Annotated in this window: 26 protein-coding genes; 6 read left to right on the top strand and 20 right to left on the bottom strand. The window is 66.5% G+C overall.

What is annotated here, in order from left to right:
* The 14 genes from QJR12_RS17060 to QJR12_RS17805 all read right to left on the bottom strand — a co-directional run.
* On the bottom strand, window positions 1-752 hold a 752-nt coding region (locus QJR12_RS17060), incomplete at its 3' end, for a hypothetical protein (RefSeq protein ID WP_300584615.1).
* Window positions 752-1,072 carry a hypothetical protein gene (locus tag QJR12_RS17055; protein WP_300584613.1) on the bottom strand — a complete coding sequence of 107 codons (321 nt, stop codon included), beginning with the start codon at window positions 1,070-1,072 and terminating at the stop codon, window positions 752-754. The genes QJR12_RS17060 and QJR12_RS17055, both read right to left, overlap by 1 nt.
* A 251-nt stretch (window positions 1,073-1,323) precedes the next feature.
* Window positions 1,324-1,704, bottom strand: coding sequence for a helix-turn-helix transcriptional regulator (locus tag QJR12_RS17050; RefSeq protein ID WP_300584611.1), 381 nt, complete (start codon window positions 1,702-1,704; stop codon window positions 1,324-1,326).
* Entirely contained in the window at window positions 1,697-1,951 is a 255-nt protein-coding gene (locus QJR12_RS17045) for a hypothetical protein (protein WP_300584609.1), read from the bottom strand. Before QJR12_RS17045 ends, QJR12_RS17050 begins: the two co-directional genes overlap by 8 nt.
* Window positions 1,948-2,214 carry a hypothetical protein gene (locus tag QJR12_RS17040; RefSeq protein ID WP_300584607.1) on the bottom strand — a complete coding sequence of 89 codons (267 nt, stop codon included), beginning with the start codon at window positions 2,212-2,214 and terminating at the stop codon, window positions 1,948-1,950. The genes QJR12_RS17045 and QJR12_RS17040 overlap by 4 nt, the downstream gene beginning before the upstream one ends.
* Window positions 2,205-2,384 (bottom strand): hypothetical protein, encoded by a 180-nt coding sequence (locus tag QJR12_RS17035; RefSeq protein ID WP_300584605.1) that lies wholly within the window; start codon window positions 2,382-2,384, stop codon window positions 2,205-2,207. Before QJR12_RS17035 ends, QJR12_RS17040 begins: the two co-directional genes overlap by 10 nt.
* Entirely contained in the window at window positions 2,384-3,337 is a 954-nt protein-coding gene (locus QJR12_RS17030) for a hypothetical protein (RefSeq protein ID WP_300584603.1), read from the bottom strand. The genes QJR12_RS17035 and QJR12_RS17030 overlap by 1 nt, the downstream gene beginning before the upstream one ends.
* Before the next feature lie 26 nt (window positions 3,338-3,363).
* On the bottom strand, window positions 3,364-4,128 hold the full coding sequence (locus QJR12_RS17025) for a hypothetical protein (RefSeq protein ID WP_300584601.1): 765 nt from the start codon (window positions 4,126-4,128) through the stop codon (window positions 3,364-3,366).
* The gene (locus QJR12_RS17020; RefSeq protein ID WP_300584599.1) at window positions 4,125-4,532 is read right to left on the bottom strand and encodes a hypothetical protein; all 408 of its coding nucleotides are present in this window, start codon (window positions 4,530-4,532) and stop codon (window positions 4,125-4,127) included. The genes QJR12_RS17025 and QJR12_RS17020 overlap by 4 nt, the downstream gene beginning before the upstream one ends.
* Window positions 4,529-4,915 (bottom strand): hypothetical protein, encoded by a 387-nt coding sequence (locus QJR12_RS17015; RefSeq protein ID WP_300584597.1) that lies wholly within the window; start codon window positions 4,913-4,915, stop codon window positions 4,529-4,531. The genes QJR12_RS17020 and QJR12_RS17015 overlap by 4 nt, the downstream gene beginning before the upstream one ends.
* Window positions 4,912-5,082, bottom strand: a complete 171-nt coding sequence (locus QJR12_RS17010) for a hypothetical protein (RefSeq protein WP_300584595.1) — start codon at window positions 5,080-5,082, stop codon at window positions 4,912-4,914. Before QJR12_RS17010 ends, QJR12_RS17015 begins: the two co-directional genes overlap by 4 nt.
* A gap of 100 nt (window positions 5,083-5,182) precedes the next feature.
* Window positions 5,183-5,890: a hypothetical protein gene (locus tag QJR12_RS17005; RefSeq protein ID WP_300584593.1), complete on the bottom strand. Its 708-nt coding sequence runs from the start codon at window positions 5,888-5,890 to the stop codon at window positions 5,183-5,185.
* Between the two features lie 24 nt (window positions 5,891-5,914).
* Window positions 5,915-6,172 (bottom strand): hypothetical protein, encoded by a 258-nt coding sequence (locus tag QJR12_RS17000; RefSeq protein WP_300584592.1) that lies wholly within the window; start codon window positions 6,170-6,172, stop codon window positions 5,915-5,917.
* A 166-nt stretch (window positions 6,173-6,338) separates the two neighbouring features.
* A complete protein-coding gene (locus tag QJR12_RS17805; protein WP_366526323.1) occupies window positions 6,339-6,566 on the bottom strand; it encodes a helix-turn-helix transcriptional regulator in 228 nt (75 codons plus the stop codon).
* Between the two features lie 170 nt (window positions 6,567-6,736).
* Here QJR12_RS17805 and QJR12_RS16995 point away from each other — a divergent pair, with 170 nt between their 5' ends.
* Window positions 6,737-7,117 (top strand): hypothetical protein, encoded by a 381-nt coding sequence (locus tag QJR12_RS16995; RefSeq protein WP_300584590.1) that lies wholly within the window; start codon window positions 6,737-6,739, stop codon window positions 7,115-7,117.
* 102 nt (window positions 7,118-7,219) lie between these two features.
* Window positions 7,220-7,924: a hypothetical protein gene (locus QJR12_RS16990; protein ID WP_300584588.1), complete on the top strand. Its 705-nt coding sequence runs from the start codon at window positions 7,220-7,222 to the stop codon at window positions 7,922-7,924.
* Here QJR12_RS16990 and QJR12_RS16985 read toward each other — a convergent pair.
* Entirely contained in the window at window positions 7,921-8,892 is a 972-nt protein-coding gene (locus tag QJR12_RS16985) for a tyrosine-type recombinase/integrase (protein WP_300584586.1), read from the bottom strand. The two genes, QJR12_RS16990 and QJR12_RS16985, sit on opposite strands and share 4 nt — an antisense overlap.
* Window positions 8,893-9,284: 392 nt before the next feature.
* Here QJR12_RS16985 and QJR12_RS16980 point away from each other — a divergent pair, with 392 nt between their 5' ends.
* From QJR12_RS16980 to QJR12_RS16970, 3 genes are read left to right on the top strand one after another with little or no spacing between them, the layout of a single operon-like run.
* Window positions 9,285-10,343, top strand: coding sequence for a hypothetical protein (locus tag QJR12_RS16980; protein WP_300584584.1), 1,059 nt, complete (start codon window positions 9,285-9,287; stop codon window positions 10,341-10,343).
* A 2-nt stretch (window positions 10,344-10,345) separates the two neighbouring features.
* Window positions 10,346-10,504: a hypothetical protein gene (locus QJR12_RS16975; RefSeq protein WP_300584581.1), complete on the top strand. Its 159-nt coding sequence runs from the start codon at window positions 10,346-10,348 to the stop codon at window positions 10,502-10,504.
* Window positions 10,489-10,710 carry a hypothetical protein gene (locus QJR12_RS16970; RefSeq protein ID WP_300584579.1) on the top strand — a complete coding sequence of 74 codons (222 nt, stop codon included), beginning with the start codon at window positions 10,489-10,491 and terminating at the stop codon, window positions 10,708-10,710. Before QJR12_RS16975 ends, QJR12_RS16970 begins: the two co-directional genes overlap by 16 nt.
* 75 nt (window positions 10,711-10,785) lie before the next feature.
* Here QJR12_RS16970 and QJR12_RS16965 read toward each other — a convergent pair whose 3' ends face one another.
* From QJR12_RS16965 to QJR12_RS16950, 5 genes are all read right to left on the bottom strand, one after another.
* Complete coding sequence (locus QJR12_RS16965) at window positions 10,786-11,034, bottom strand: type II toxin-antitoxin system HicB family antitoxin (protein WP_300584577.1); 249 nt, start codon at window positions 11,032-11,034, stop codon at window positions 10,786-10,788.
* A gap of 1 nt (window position 11,035) precedes the next feature.
* Window positions 11,036-11,266 carry a type II toxin-antitoxin system HicA family toxin gene (locus tag QJR12_RS17800; protein ID WP_366526322.1) on the bottom strand — a complete coding sequence of 77 codons (231 nt, stop codon included), beginning with the start codon at window positions 11,264-11,266 and terminating at the stop codon, window positions 11,036-11,038.
* Window positions 11,267-11,385: 119 nt separating this feature from the next.
* Window positions 11,386-12,228 (bottom strand): helix-turn-helix transcriptional regulator, encoded by an 843-nt coding sequence (locus tag QJR12_RS16960; protein WP_300584576.1) that lies wholly within the window; start codon window positions 12,226-12,228, stop codon window positions 11,386-11,388.
* A gap of 7 nt (window positions 12,229-12,235) precedes the next feature.
* On the bottom strand, window positions 12,236-12,754 hold the full coding sequence (locus tag QJR12_RS16955; RefSeq protein ID WP_300584575.1) for a DUF6879 family protein: 519 nt from the start codon (window positions 12,752-12,754) through the stop codon (window positions 12,236-12,238).
* Window positions 12,754-12,966 (bottom strand): hypothetical protein, encoded by a 213-nt coding sequence (locus QJR12_RS16950; RefSeq protein ID WP_300584573.1) that lies wholly within the window; start codon window positions 12,964-12,966, stop codon window positions 12,754-12,756. The genes QJR12_RS16955 and QJR12_RS16950 overlap by 1 nt, the downstream gene beginning before the upstream one ends.
* 199 nt (window positions 12,967-13,165) lie before the next feature.
* On the opposite strand from QJR12_RS16950, the gene QJR12_RS16945 reads away from it, so the two are divergent.
* Window positions 13,166-13,513, top strand: a complete 348-nt coding sequence (locus QJR12_RS16945; protein ID WP_300584571.1) for a hypothetical protein — start codon at window positions 13,166-13,168, stop codon at window positions 13,511-13,513.
* Window positions 13,514-14,700 lie beyond the last annotated feature (1,187 nt).

Genomic DNA, 14,700 nt, shown 5'->3' with positions numbered 1-14,700 from the left:
GTCGCGCCGCGGGCTTCTTTGCGGATGTCGTCGACGAGGCTGGGCAGGAGCCGGGGGCCGATGCCGGTGCGGGAGTCCCAGCGTTGGAGCGCGGCGATCAGGGTGGGCTCGTCCACTTCGGACAGCAGCGCGGCCACTTCGATGGCGAGGGCGGTGCGGGTGGCGCTGGTGAGTCCGCGGCCGAGGGTGCGGTCGACGAGGCGGATGGCTCGGGTGCTGTGTGGGCCGCTGACGCCGTGTCGCGCGCGCGCGTTACGTACAGGCTGCCTAGTGGATAAGTACTTATATTCTTCTTCTTTCTCTTTCTCTGTTATCTCTGAGTTATAAGTCGAGTTATAACTCGAGTTATCGTGTTGTTGATCTTGGTTGGGGGGTGTCTCCTCGCAGTAAGGGCACCCTTCTTTGACCACCCCACGGGCCGCGTGCCAGCGGTTATGCATCCCAAGAGAGCCACCCTTGGCGTGCCCGCCCGACGCCTTCCGACGCTCTTCCGAGGACTGCTGATAGTCCAAATAGTCGTGAACCATAAGCACGCTATGTACCTCGTCGACGAGCTCGCCATTTATCAATTCGTTACGAACCTTGGGGGGCAGCTTCCGCCATCGCGCCGGCGTGATCTCACCGTCGGTGTCGTGCTTCCAGCACCACGCCCACAGGCGGATGAGCTCGCGGAACGCCCGGTCGGACAACGCCTCGATCTTGGGGTGATCAGGCATGTCCACGTCCACTTTGAAGTACAGGCGTCGGGACATCAGGCTGCGGCCTCTTTCCGTGCGCGGTGCGGCGCGAGTCCGAGCCGAGCCCGGATACGCGCGGTGGTGTACAGGGTCATGGAGGTATGCGTGGCGATCTCGACGTCGGTCCAGCCCTTGAGCCATAGGTCGTAGACCAGGTGCTCGCGTGCCGCGGTGTCGAGCGTCTCGGCGGGCAGCTCGCCGCGGTAGCAGGCGTTGTAGACCTTTTGGGCTGGCAGTGGCCGGCCGCTGGGTGGCTCGGCTGCGTGCAGGTGGATCGCCACGGTCACCTCCTTGCGATCGGTGTGGATGCCGGGCCGCCGCGGGGGTCGGGTCACCCGCGGCGGCCCGGCGGTCAGGTGGTGGATGGTGTCGCCCGGTCGAGCCCGGGCAGCTCGGCGAGCGCGCCCCCGCCGGGTCTACAACAGTCGAGCGCGGCGGTAACGGTTTGCTCCTGCTCGGTTGCGGGCCTCGGCGGCGCGGACGGCGCCGCGGATCTCTGCGGCCGAGCGGGCTGGTGTGCAGGCGCAGCGGATGCCGCCGTGGTCGACGGGCGCGAGCTGGCCGCACATGGCGCACGGCGCGGTGCTCATTTCGTACCTCCGATGAATCCGCGCTGGTAGGCGAGGGCGACGGCGTTAGCCCGGTCGCGGGCGCCGAGCTTGCGGAACAACCGTTTGACGTGGGACTTCGTGGTGTTGACGGATAGTCCGAGGGCTTCTGCGATCTCGACGTCGCCCAGCCCGGCCGCGATGAACCCGAGGACCTGAGCCTCCCGTTCTGACAGATCGCGCGTGCCCGGTGCCGCGGTGCGGATTTGGCGCGGCCGCACCTCGTAGCGGGTCGTCTGGGTGGGTGAGCCGGTGATGGCGACCAGGATTAGTCCAGCGTTGTACAGGACCCTGTTGACCCGTTCCCACAGGTCCTCGGGGACGGTGACAGGACGGGGCGGAGCGGGCGTGTCAGTCATCGATAGTCCTTTGTGGATAGTGCGCGGTGTGCGCGTGCGAGTTGGGGGAACTGGTGGCCAGCGCGGCTCGACCGGCGGCACGCTCCCGGGCCCGCTGCAGCAGCTTGAGCATGTGCTGCGTGTCGGTGTAGCCGAGCCGTTTGGCGATCTTGCGGTCGGACATGCCGTAGCCGGCCAGGTGCTCGTACTCCTCAAGCAGAGCGTGGTCGTCGAGCCTTGGCGGGTTGGGCTGGTATGTGGCGCTCACGCGTCCTCCCTGTCGTCGAGGATGGCGGCGTATTCGTCCGTCAGCCACGTCTCGCGCGGGGCACTGCGCCGTAGCTTGCCGCAGTAGCAGCATCCATTGTGGTCTCTGTCGGACCAGCATGTGGGGGTGATCGGCGACCACGGGTTGCGGCGACGAAATTCGCCGCTGTCGAGCACCCAGGACACGAGGTCGGCCCAGCACTGGCCGGGCAACCGGTCGAGCAGGTAAGCGATACGCCAGCGAATCCACTTCCTCACTGCCACACCCCCAGTCCGTGTAGGACGGTGGCGAGGATGGCGACGCCGAGCATGGCGCCGATCGCGAACAGCGAGAGATAGACGCCCGCGGCGACGACCCAGTCGGCGGCGAGGTCGAGCCAATCGCCGATGCGGGTCAAACGCTGGTGGCGGGTGTCGGCGATACGAACGGTCATCACTGATCACCGCTTTCCTTGGGCACGAAGACGAGCTTCTTCGTGGTGCTGGTCTTGGTGGGCGGCTCGGCACCGGTCTTGCGGTACTCGGCCTTCACGGCGGCCGTGTCGAGCCGCTCGGACGTGGTGATCTGCCACTGCAGGTTTTTGTCGTAGCCGACGTCGACCGGGTCGGACTTGCCGATGTCGTTGGGGCGCAACGCGTCCAGCGCGCCGATGGCTTCTTTCTCGCGCTCTTCGGCGTCCTTTTTGTCGCGGCGGGCCTGGTCGAGCTTGCGCGCCCATTCGGCCGCGTCCGGGTTCTCGACGTACAGCACCGACCGCGGGTCGCGATCGGGAACCGCACCGTCCCAACAGGTCTCGTAGAACGGGCAGTTGGCGCAGAATGGGCCGGTCGGGTCGTAGTCCCGGTTGAGCATCTCGACAGGCGTTTCGCGCACGTTCTTCAACCACGCCAACGCTTCCCGCACGTGCGCCACGTCGGGTCGCCCGGTCCATCGCCATAATTCGCCGGTGTCGCGGGCGATGTAGTCGATGACGATCCGGCGCACCGGCGTACCTGTGCGGTTGAGGGACGCGGCGTATCCGTTGACCTGCCACAGGTGCGAGCGCGTCGGACCGTCCACTTTGATCTTTTCCAGCCACCGGGATGTCGTGGTCTTGACGTCCACCAGCGTCTGTGTTGCAGCCTCGTACCGGTCTATGTGCCCCGGAATCCCGGCAAACGACACGGGATGCTCGACCAGATCGCCGGGCTGCGCGGTCTCGTTGAGCTGGGCCTGTATCGCCGCGTGGATCGCCGTGCCGAGCACGGCCTGAATGGAGCCGCCCGGATTCGTCGGTGTCGTGCCGGCGAGCCTGTAGCCCGCGCGGCGGCGACAACCGCCAACCTCGGACCAGCCCAGCTCGCGCTGCTGCGAGCGCGGCCGGGTCCGGTCCCATTCGAGCAGCAAATCGGCGGTGGTGTGTTCCCTCTCGGTCATTCGTCGTCACCGCCCGCGAACAGGTCCGGGTCGTCGTCGCGGAGCGGGCTCGCCTCGACGGTGTGTTCACGCTCCAGCTCGGCCAGCTCGGCGACCATCTCGGCGTCCGGCTCGGCCAGGTTCTCCGGCTCGGGTTCCGGGTCCGGGTGCGGCTCCGGCTCGGCGGCCGCGGTCTGGTCCATCCGCTCGGCGGCAACCTGGGCGAGCGTCGGCCGCTCGGTGACCGGTTCGGGTTCCTCGTTGCCGAACCCGAGTGCGACCTCGGGGCAGATCACCGTGGCGCAGTTCGACACCGCGCGCCACAGCAGCATTCGTTTCGGGTGCTGCTGGTAGGTGTCTTTCCGGGCGAGCTTCGCCTTCTCGGCGTCGGCCCACGTGAAGGTCTCGGTGTGCTCCTCGCCGGTGTCGCCCCGGGTGATCGTGACCGTGCACGACGTGTCGGTGTGGTCCGAGACCTTGACGCGGTGCCCGGCCTCGCGGACCTTGGACAGCCACAGCTGCCCGGACATCTGCGGGCGGCCGTTGACGACGTAGATGGACTGGATGGCCTGCATCGGCGTCAGGCCGAGTTGCTGGCCGTACAGGATGATGGTGAGCACGTTCGCGGGCTTGCCGTACAGGTCTTTCGGCAGCAGGTTGGACTGGGCGAGTGCCTGCGCGTACCGGTACGCCTGGTCAAGGTCATTCAGCGGGCCGACGAGCGGCACCGTGACCTTGCCCTGCTCGGCCGGGCGGGCGATTCCCTTGGTGGGCTCAGTCATGCCGTCACCGCCTCGGGCTCGCGCACGCAGTGGGCGAGCTGGTCGAGCATCAAATCGCCGACGATCGCCATGTCATGCAGGGCCTCGGTTTCCGGGCCGTTGGTGAGCGCGACGAACGTGACCCGCAGGCCGCCGATCTTGCCGCGCACGGTGAGGCGGTAGTACTTGGGCTCAGGCTTTTCGTTCACATTGGACTCAGGCTTCACGTTCACGGTGGGGACATCGAGCGCCAGCGCCCAACGGAGCACCATTGCCACGACACTGTGGGTACTGGCGTCATAGCCGTGGACATGGGCTTCTCCGTCGAGCGGACGGATGCTGGTGATGTCGTCGTCGAGGTGGTGCAGCTCGGCAAAATCGGCGACCATGCGCAGGATGTCAGCGGGCGCATAGAAACTGGTCATTGTGGGGTTACTCCAATTTGGACGATGATGGGCTGGCGAGAGTTGGGGTTTTGCTCGATCAACGCCTGCCGGGCGGCGCGCGGTGCGCACACGCGGCAAACCTCCGCGTACCGCAACGGCTCGTACGGGTCGTCCGGCGCCGGATCGCCGTACACAGCCACCTCGGCCGGCCGGGCCGGGTCGACCATGCACCAGTCGCACACGCTCGTCGGCTCGCGCTCGACCAGGCGCACATCCACACCAGCCTGGGTGGGCGTGTCGGCGAGGGTGATCAGCTCGGCGACGCCAACCATGACGTCGGTGTCGCCGTCGAGCAGCCTGCGCTCGTCGCGGATGCGGGCGATCAGCTCGGGGGCGGGTATGCCGGTGCGGTGTGCGCTCATGACTCCTCCGCCTCCCGCTGCTCCTGCAGGTCCCGCTGCGCCTGCTCGGCGAGCCGGGCTAGGTCCTGCTCGGTCGGCTCGACCACTGGCGGCCAGCCGTGCGCCTCGTTCATCACGACCACGACCCGCCGCAGCGGTTGTGGTGGTGTACTGTCTTTCTCTGCCACCTGGTGCTCCAATCACTCGGTGGTCCAGCCCGCCCCGCGCTGGCACACGGGGCGGGCGCTTCCTTGGGGAGTCCCCGGCCGTCCCCCGACGGCCGGAGGTCTATGCGGTGAGATCCGCGAGGGCCTCGTCGAGCGCCCACTCCGGATAGATGTTGATCAGGCCAAACGTCGCGTCCTTCCTCTTACGCGGCTCCTGACCTTGCGCGCGCATCACGTCAGTAGCCCGGCGGCCGAGCCTCACCAGAAACGATCGATCCGTCGGCAACCCGCGCAGCCGCGCGTAGCCCAGCGCTGCGTACTCGTCGTAGGCGCCCTCGACCGAGGCGACACGGGCGTCGATCTGGCGGATCTGCTCGGCCTGCCGCTGCTGCTCGACCTCGATCCGGCCGACGCGGCGGATCGTGTCGATCTGCTGACGGGCCCACTCCGGTAGCTCATCCAGCTCGGACTCGATCACCTCGGCCTGGCGGGTGCGCTCCGCGAAATATGACTGCGCCGCGGCCACCTCGGGCTTGTTCGGGTCCCCGTTCATCGCGACGAGGTAGGCGGCATAGCGAGACAGCTCGTAGTCCTCGCGCGGGCGGCCACCAGTCTTTTTCACAGATCGGCGAAAATGCTGGTCAACGGCGATCCCGGTGTTGCTCGCCGACTGGATCGCACGCTGCAGTGGGTTGCTGAAGCGCTCCCAGGTTCCGTACGCCATGAGGCTCTGCAACTGACGGGCGGACCAGAACTCCGAGCCGTCCGGCCGGGTCTGCTTGATGCGGTCGAACGGTGACCGGCCATCAGTCACGGTCAAAGTCGACATATCACTCCTATCGATCAAGGGGGATCAAGCGGCGCGGGTCTTCTTGCGAGCGCGCGCTTTGACGGACTTCATGGCCAGAGCCGTGAAATAGGCTTTTCGGGCGTGCTCGGCGCGAATCGCGCGCTCGTGCGGATCGAGCACGCCGTCCGGGTCGACCTGGCGCTCCCAGCGGTCGTTGAATGCCGCGCGGGCCGGAGCGGTCGCTGCGGCGCGGTCCTCACATCGGGACCACCGGACGTGCGCGGCGATCCGGGCCCGCAGCACCCGCTGCTGGGGTGTCAAGCCGCTAGCCGAGAGTGCCGTGGCCGTCGCAGTTCGGGCACGGCCGGTCGCCTTGGCGTCGGTCGTTGGGGTCGACGGGGACGGTGCCGCTTCCTCCGCACATACCGCACGTGTAGCGCCGGGGCGGCCGTGGGCCCGGCTTGCCTTTGCCAGCGAGTTCGAGCATTCAGGCCGCCTCATCGCACCCCGCCAGGAGTGACTCGGGCTTGACCCGAAGGACACGGCACAAAGCTTTGAAGTGCGTGCCAGTGGGCTGTTTCGGTGAGCGCTCGGACTCCCAGTGGCACACCGCGGAACGATCCACCCCGATGCGCTTCGCGACCTGGCCTTGGGTATATCCGGCCAGCTCTCGCGTCCGGCGGATGGCCGCCTTGTTGACTCTGACTGATCTCACAGGAGTCACGTTAGGTCAAATCTGGTTCGATGTCTAGCCCGAATAGTCGACATACCTGCCAGTTAACGTGACATTTTGTGACTGTGTAACGCTCAGACCAGCGAAAACGACGTTTCTGTGTGGGTTACGCCTACTAGACAAGTCACGTTTGGTCACGACATGATGCCGGTATGGCCTTGGACTACGAGCCCGGCACGCTCGGCTGGTGGATGGACGATCGTCGCGCCGAGTTCGACCTCACCTGGGATCAGGTCGCTGCCCGCGCTGGGGTTTCCAAGGAGACGCTCTTCCGAGCAGCCCATGGACGCCCTTTGCGCACCCGCACCAAGAAGGCCATCGAGCGGGCGCTGCACTGGGCGAGTGGCAGCATCGATCACATCCAGGCCGGCGGCGAGCCGGTAGATGACAGCGAGCCTGAGGCACGGTCGGACGACGAGCTGGCCGAGCTCGCCGAGCTGCGCCGGATAGCTGAGGACGTGAAGGCTAGGGCGCAGGAGTCACTGGCCGTAGCCCGCAGTCTGCTCGACCGGATCGATCGGCTAGCCCGATAGAGTGAATGCTGTAATCCGAATTAACTTTCGCAATTACATGATCGATAACCGGGAGTAGTGCCCTAATCCGATTGGGGCAAATGACACTTTCGGAAGTCGCTCATGTCTTACGACCATGTCCGTTGGCTCCAGCGTGAGCTGCGCTGGACGATCGATCGTCTGGAGACCGACCTACAGCACCTCGACGACATCCTCGCCGAAATCGCCAAAACCGAGCGCGACGCTGATCCCGCACGTCGCCGACTCCACCTCATCCGCGGTGGAGCGATCCTCAGCGAGGGCGTCGCCGAAACCCTCCGCTGGGTGCGAAAACATCCCATGGCCACCGCCGTGATCGCACTGGCCAGCGCTGCCGCAGTCCTCGGCACCACCACCGCCGTCACGTCTCCGCTGGATGCGCCTGCGCCGATAGTCGCCCTGCCGGCACCCACGCTGGCACCCCCGACCACCATGCCCGCGGTCACGACACCACCGCCCACCAGTGCACAGCCTGGGGCACACGAGCCGACCACCACCGCGCAGCCCGACCGCGCCCGCGTCGTGATGGCGCTCCAACCCATGCCGGCACGGCGCAGAGACAACGATGACCGCCGAGCACACCACTCGTCCGCGGCGAAATCGCCGGTGGCACCGAGCATCACGTCGCAGGCGGCGCCCCCCGAGACGTCACCAGCGGCACCGCCGCCATCCCGGCCCGGCGCGGACACACCACCCGACGGCGGGCACGGCCAGGGTCACGAGCCCGACGAGTGCGGTGGTCTGCACCTAGTGCTCTCGCCACTCGTCGATCTCTGCCTGCTCGACTAGAAGCGGTCGCCCAACGCGGCCCGACGATGCGCGTTGCGGGCGCGCTCGTCGGCCGCCGAGGCACCATAGCGACCGAGCATTTCCCGTGAGCGCCACCCAAACAGCCTCATCGCGTCCTGTTCCTGACCGCCGGCGGCGAGCCACTCGTGCGCGGCGGTATGCCGGAATTTATGCGGATGGACATGGGGCACGCCCGCCTCCTCGGCGCGGCGCTTGAGCAGATGCCGGATACCCCACTCGGTCAGAGGGCCCTTGCGCCCGATCCATACGGCGTCGGTGCGGCTGGCCGCGGGATGCCGAGCACGAGCGCGGAGATACCGGCGTAGCGCCTCGCCGGTCCTCATACCGAACGGGATCGCGCGCGGGCGCCGGCCCTTGCCTATCACGTGGATGACGTCCGCGTCGAAGTCGAGGTCGCTCGGCCGGTCTTCGGCCTTGTTTTCGAGCCGAAGCGGCGCGATCTCGCCGCACCGGGCGCCGGTATCCGCAAACAGGCGGATGAGTGCCGTGTCCCGCAGATTCTCGAACGATTTGCCTTTGCAAACTTCTAGTAGCTTGCGCAGCTGCTCGAGGGTCAGCACATCGACCGGCTTTTCCGGGACAGCTGGCGGCGACATCTTGGCAAACGGTGACGATTCGATCTCGCCTTCGACTTCGTCGAGCCAGCGGAACAACTGCTGCAGCGACCGATACTGCTTGGCGACCTCAGCCGCGGACAGCTTTCTGCCGGTGCGCTTGTTCGGCCGCTCCTGCAGATGCACGAGATAGTGCTCGACGTGCTCGCGAGAGATCGCACTCGCCGACGTCGGCATACCGCGCTCGACCAAGAACCCGACAAACTGGTCAGCCACGCGCAAATAGGACGCAATCGTGCTCGGCGCTTTGTTTGTGGCGCGCAGGTGTCGCTGCCAGTCAGGGAGGAGCTCGCGCAGATCATCTAGCGCGACGGGCTCGGACCTGGTTTTCATGACCGAGCAGTCTACGCCCAAATTGGCTGGAGTTATCCCTTGCCTTTCGAGCGCTGTGCCCTGTAGAGTCTCGGCGAAACCCCAGGTGGTGGGCCGGGCGGGGCTCGAACCCGCGGCCAAGGGATTATGAGTCCGTAAGGCTTTAGCGCTGTGCTGACCTGCGTAAACGCATGTCGTCGGCGAGCGTAAGGGCTCCAGTCCCTTGGCCTTGACCACCACCTGGAACCGACCACTTTGGACGATTCCAGGAGCCAGACATGGCCACGATATCCGCCCGGCCACCCGCGGTCGAGCGCACCATCACCGTCACGGCGTGCGAAGGCCGGCACAGGGCCGCGACCACGGGCCTGTCGTCGTGGTGCGCGGCATCGATCGCTGTCGTCTACCTCGCTGTGCGTGCGCTCGGCGTGCTGATGTGGTGGGCATTTACGGCGGCGAACGGTCGCGTCAACCCGCGCCCGTGGGACGCCGACTGGTATCTGAAGATCGCCGAGTTGGGCTACCGCGGCGCCGCGGTCGGCATGGTCGACGCGCACGGCGTAGCAAGCCCAGACGGCGCGATGGCGTTTTTCCCCGGCTACCCGCTGGCTGTTCGCGGGGTCGCCGCCCTGACCGGTGGGGACTACCTCGCCGCCGGCATCGCGGTCTCCACCCTCGCCGGAGTGATCGGCGCCTACGGCATCGCGCGACTCACGCGCCGACTCGGCGGCGGCCGCCGAGCCGAGATCCTCGCGGTCGTGCTCGTCAGCTCGGCACCCATGAGCGTCGTCTACTCGATGGCCTACCCCGAGGCACTCCTCGTCGCGCTATCCGCATGGGCGCTCGTCGCCGTGCTTGAGCGGCGGTGGTGGCTCGCCGCGGGGTGCACGGCCGCGGCCGGGGCTACCTCGCCCATGGCAGCCCCGCTCATCCTCACCGTGATGGTCGCCGCGTTCTGGCACCTGTACCGGCGGACCGATCGCCAGCTCGGGGCGGCGGTCGCGCCGATCGTGGCGCCGCTGGGGATGCTCGGCTATCTGCTGTGGGTGCACGAGACCAGCACGGTGCCGGGCGGATACTTCGAGATCACCCGGCGCGGCTGGGGCAACAGCATCGACTTCGGCGCCACGACCTTGCGGTGGGTCGTCGATGCGCTCGTCGCGGGGCGTGACGCGTACGTCGTGCTCACCGCGGCAGCGATCGTCGCCGCAGTGGTCGCGACAGCGGTCGTGCGCATGGCGTGGCCGGTGTGGCTGTACACGGCTGCGACGGTCGCCCTGATCGTCGTTCACTCCGGTCTCGTGCAGGACAGGGTGCGGCTGCTGCTCTCGGCGTTCCCGCTGTTGATCCTCGCGGCGATCCGCCTTGGACGCGTGCGGACACGTACCGCTGTGCTCGTCGCCGGCGCCATCGCGCTCGCCGGGCTGTGGTTCGGGGCCTACTCGGTCTCGGTCTGGCCCTACGCGATCTGACCGTGACCCCGCCAGCCGTCCGCGCCCTGATCAGCATCCTCGTCGCCATAGCCGCGGTCGTGCTGATTACCATCGCCGCCGGACTCACTCCCGACGTCCCACCGGCCTGCCACATCCCAGGCCACACCTACACCACCGTCTACGAATGCGAGGAGCAATGAAGCGTCGCCCGCTGCGCTGGCGTGTCCTCGACGCAGCCGACCGCGTCCGCGACGGCATCGGGTGCGCGGCCGCTACCGCGGTGACCGCCATCATCATCGGCGCCACCGCGCTCCCGCGCCGGCGCAAGCCCGGCCCAGAGCAGTGGCTCGCCAGCCGGCGCGCCGCACACCACCCACTCACCAATCCGAAGGGGACCCAGAAATGACTTTTCCGCCGTATCCCGAGCACGCCGCGGCCCCGGAGCCGAGGTGCTCCGGGGCCGTGTTGTGTTGCTGCCGTGTCAGGCGCTGCACAATTCGAACTCGCGCGGCTCCTCGATCACGTCGTCTTCGTGATCGACCAATCGGGCCGTGATGTTCTTCTCGTCGTCTGACAGATATAGGCTGAGGGCTTCCTGAAGGCTCTCCCACAGTTCGTCCAGGTTAATCCCGGACGCGAAGCATCCGGGCAGCTCGGCGACCTCGGCCCACAAGCCGTCTTGGTCAGGGTGAATACGGACTGTATAGGTGGCGTGTTCCCGATCGTTCATGTCATCCTCCAGACAGTCCAGCTTGTTTCAGTATGGCTCGTGTTAACCCGATCGGGTAGTCACGGCCCTTGTGATGCGGAAGCGTTACTGGCCGGCAACCTGGCTTGGTCATCTTCACCGCATGATTCCCGCCCCGCGTCTTGAGCCATCCGTGCTCTTCGAGGAGCCTGATGGCAGACCGCTGGTCGAGAACACGAGTTAGCTCATCATCGGCCCGTGGTGCCCGTGACATAAGGCTCCATTCGAGTGGCGTCTTCGCGATCCTCGGCGTCGTCCTTATCGCTCGACTGGGTGACCCGTTACATAGACCGGCCCCGGAGCCGAGGTGCTCCGGGGCCGTCGCATGAGCAGCTATCGACGTCGTCGGTATTCCTCGGCAACCCGGCGCAGAATGTCGACCGCCTTTTCGCCCTCGTCTGCTGCTTTCCAGAGCCGGTCTGTCATGCGGTGATAGACGGATACTTGCTCCGGGTCGTCGATCTCCAGCTCGCTGGTGACGGTCTCGATTGCAACCTGGTCATCAACGATCCAGTAGCCATGCGGCACGACGTAGGGCAGCGTGCGGAACAACGGCAGAATGCCGAACCGGACGTGCGGCATTCCGACCATGGAGATCAGCCGGTCGAGCTGGACGATCATTTCGTCCGGCGGGGCGATTGGGTGGGCGAGTGCCGCTTCGGCGACCAGGATTTCGATGGTCTTGCCGCCCTGGTAGAGGATCTGCTGGCGTGCCATGCGGGCAGCGACTGCTTGATCAGCGTCCTGCGGAATCCCGAGCAGATCAGCTGCTCGGATGAAGATTCGGCGCGCATAGGGCGGTGTCTGGGTCAGACCGGGTACGGCGGCGATGTCTACCGCGCGGATCACCTTGGCGTTCTGTTGCCGCTGGTTAAGCTCGACCTGTTTCTGCCGGTGCCCTGAGCGCAGTTGCCGCCGCCACTCCACCTGTTGAAGGCGCAGTTGCTCCAGTTCGGCAAGCAGATCACCCGCCGCTTCCGGCGCGTCAAGCGCATCGCACCACGCGATCACGTCGGTGTCGTCGGGTGTCTGCTTGCCGGTCTCGATCTTGGAGACCCGCGACTGTGGCCAGTCCAGGCGCTTGGCCATCTCGCGGCCGGACAGCACACCGTGCTCCTCGCGCAGCGCTCGTAGCCGGGTGCCGAAGGCTTCACGCCTCGCCTGGAAGTCGGTCACGATCTCCTCAACGGTGTGTGGCGTACTCCTGGTATGGGTGCGAATGATCCCATGCCAACTGCCGCCACCGTTGATATGGCTCGACGGACTCACCGGTCAGGATCTCGACCCGTTCCAGCCCATCGGCCCCGAAGTACATCCGTGCCACGATTGCGTCGTCGAACAGCCAGAAGTCGTGATCAGGTAGCCCGAGTGTCGCGGCCTCGTCTGGCCAGATAACACGGATGTCCTCTCCAGCCGGGATGTTGCCGCGCTCGGCAAGGTCCATCTCGAACCGTAGGTAGTCGGTCAGCGGGACGGTCATCCGCCGTACCCGCTGCCAACACTTCCCGGATCGGGTGGACTCCGACACCAGGCGCAGGAAGTCCTCACGCCACGCGTCGTCTGGTGGCTCGCCAGCCAGATACCGGCGCAGCGGCTCGCGCTCCTCGGGCTCGTGATAGATGCCTTGGCATTCCCATCGCCAGGCTGACTGTTGGAACTCGCGGAACAGCCGCTGGAACTCAGGCAGTTCCGTAGCGGCCATCAGTTCGGCTCCGGGAAAAACTTGACCAGCTCTTTCGGGATCTCGACAACAGTCTCGTGTGATGGGATGCCGTTGCCGTGTTTGCCCAGTTCGGCCAGCGCTTCTCTGTCAGTCACGATCGAGCCCTGAACGAGGTAGGTGCCTCGGTCGGTGGCGTAGACGGTTGGGCAGCCCGTGTTGCCGGACGTGGTGCCCAGAAACGTCACCTGCATGGAGTCCTCCTGTCTGGTGCGAATTTCTCACGCGAGCCGATCCTGTCGCAACCCACCGTGGACCTCTTGCGCCATTCGTGTGAATCACGAACGAAATTTCTCTTGTGATTCTTGCGTGATTCACAAGATGGCGGGATGCTCTGCGCGTGAGCTTGGAGGACTGCCGCCACGCCGAGCCGGTTGGCATGGGAGGCCACCTGTGACCGTCGCCGAATCGATCGCCATCTTCCCTGAGCTGCAGCGGCTGGTCGACCTGCGCGAAGCGGGATGGCAGTTCTTCCCCCATACCCGAGACGGCCAACTGGTCCAGATCGACGGCGTGCGGACCTGGCCCGGCGGCCACGCTGACGCGATCCGGGTCCGCTACACCACCGACGCGGCCGCCCTGAGGACCGACCCCTTCGGTGGTGTGGTGTGGCAGCTCGACGGAACCCTCGTCGAGGTCGTCGACGGGCTGCTCGGCCTGCCCGCACCCGATGCTCCCGGTGCCCCGCGACTGGTCAAGACCACCACATCGTGGCTGTGGACACCCGGGAGCGCGCGGTGAGCTGGAACATCAGCTGGGACGGCCGAATCACGCCCCTGGACAACGGCCCTCGCCGCCCGTGGTGGTTGAAAGACGAGCCCAAGGATGACACCAGTGGAATTCGAACGAGTCTCCGGAACGCTTCCGATACGGAGCCCGGCACCGGTTCCGCCGCCACGGCCGACGACGGCACGGCCACTGGACGCCAGTGAGCGAGTGGAGCTGGCGCGGCGGGTGCTCGCGGGCCTACGAAACCTCCCCCCGCGCTCCCGCGACCCTCGACGCGGTCGAGCATAGGGCACCCAGTCTCCGCGCGGCGTGAGTCCGTGATGACCAGCTCACGCCGGGCGGTGGTCCTCGCGACAAGGCGTCGAGGACCCGGGCGCACAGAGGGAAGTGCGCCCAGCCCGGCCGGCGCGCCATCAATTCCGTCCGGTCTCGCCGGCCGGGTTTCCATCTACCTGAAAGGACACAACGAATTGGGTAGCTGCAGCTGGTGCGGCGGGTCCGGAACCTGGATCGACCCCGAGACCGGCGAGAAGTGGCCGTGCATTCAGTGCCGGTATGGGCGTGACGGCAGCGACAACTTCCACGCCAGCAACGCAGACAGGACGTGATCCCGATGTTGACGGTATCTCCCCACACCCCACCGGACCCCACGCCATCGACTGATGGTGTGGCCCCCCGCACATACGGCACGATAGGAGGCATGTGGCATGGATACGTAGAGAGGCACCCCATCAGCAGCACCAGCCGGAAGGCTGCTGGCACCGAGACCCGGCGCGCGCAGCCCACTGACATCGTCCTCACCAACCCGGACGAGGTCGCCGACTGGATGCGTACGACGATCGCCAGTCTGTCTGGGCAGGCAGACCCCGCCGCCCAGCAGAAGAACGTCTTGTGTCTCCACCCTGACAACGTCCACCGTTCCACAGCTCGTAAAGGCCGGAGTGTGTACGCCAGCGTGCACGCCACCTCGAAGGAGGTGTGGGACGTAATCGCGGAGGTCGTCCCCTCATGAGAACCAAGCCCAACCCGCTCGTCCGACCAGTTCGCCCCTCTATGAGCGAGTCGGCGTGCCCAGCGAGTGCGAACGGGCACAACTTCCAGCAGAACGGCAAGGGTGAGTGGCGCTGCGTTAACTGCGGCGCGAGGATGTAGCCCTGACGACGCAAAGCGGCCCTCGCCCGGATCACCGGGGCGGGGGC

The organism is Mycobacterium sp. (assembly GCF_029961025.1).
Classification (GTDB): Bacteria; Actinomycetota; Actinomycetes; order Mycobacteriales; family Mycobacteriaceae; genus Mycobacterium.
Note: the sequence above shows the minus strand (reverse complement) of the source record. Positions and strands in the feature narration are given on the sequence as shown.

What these genes read in the sequence shown, in the direction of transcription:
- QJR12_RS17050 (WP_300584611.1), bottom strand. Translation starts at nt 1,704, where the DNA reads ATGACTGACACGCCCGCTCCGCCCCGTCCTGTCACCGTCCCCGAGGAC.
- QJR12_RS17035 (WP_300584605.1), bottom strand. Translation starts at nt 2,384, where the DNA reads ATGACCGTTCGTATCGCCGACACCCGCCACCAGCGTTTGACCCGCATC.
- QJR12_RS17025 (WP_300584601.1), bottom strand. Translation starts at nt 4,128, where the DNA reads ATGACTGAGCCCACCAAGGGAATCGCCCGCCCGGCCGAGCAGGGCAAG.
- QJR12_RS17020 (WP_300584599.1), bottom strand. Translation starts at nt 4,532, where the DNA reads ATGACCAGTTTCTATGCGCCCGCTGACATCCTGCGCATGGTCGCCGAT.
- QJR12_RS17015 (WP_300584597.1), bottom strand. Translation starts at nt 4,915, where the DNA reads ATGAGCGCACACCGCACCGGCATACCCGCCCCCGAGCTGATCGCCCGC.
- QJR12_RS17005 (WP_300584593.1), bottom strand. Translation starts at nt 5,890, where the DNA reads ATGTCGACTTTGACCGTGACTGATGGCCGGTCACCGTTCGACCGCATC.
- QJR12_RS16995 (WP_300584590.1), top strand. Translation starts at nt 6,737, where the DNA reads ATGGCCTTGGACTACGAGCCCGGCACGCTCGGCTGGTGGATGGACGAT.
- QJR12_RS16990 (WP_300584588.1), top strand. Translation starts at nt 7,220, where the DNA reads ATGTCTTACGACCATGTCCGTTGGCTCCAGCGTGAGCTGCGCTGGACG.
- QJR12_RS16985 (WP_300584586.1), bottom strand. Translation starts at nt 8,892, where the DNA reads ATGAAAACCAGGTCCGAGCCCGTCGCGCTAGATGATCTGCGCGAGCTC.
- QJR12_RS16970 (WP_300584579.1), top strand. Translation starts at nt 10,489, where the DNA reads ATGCGAGGAGCAATGAAGCGTCGCCCGCTGCGCTGGCGTGTCCTCGAC.
- QJR12_RS16965 (WP_300584577.1), bottom strand. Translation starts at nt 11,034, where the DNA reads ATGAACGATCGGGAACACGCCACCTATACAGTCCGTATTCACCCTGAC.
- QJR12_RS17800 (WP_366526322.1), bottom strand. Translation starts at nt 11,266, where the DNA reads ATGTCACGGGCACCACGGGCCGATGATGAGCTAACTCGTGTTCTCGAC.
- QJR12_RS16955 (WP_300584575.1), bottom strand. Translation starts at nt 12,754, where the DNA reads ATGGCCGCTACGGAACTGCCTGAGTTCCAGCGGCTGTTCCGCGAGTTC.
- QJR12_RS16950 (WP_300584573.1), bottom strand. Translation starts at nt 12,966, where the DNA reads ATGCAGGTGACGTTTCTGGGCACCACGTCCGGCAACACGGGCTGCCCA.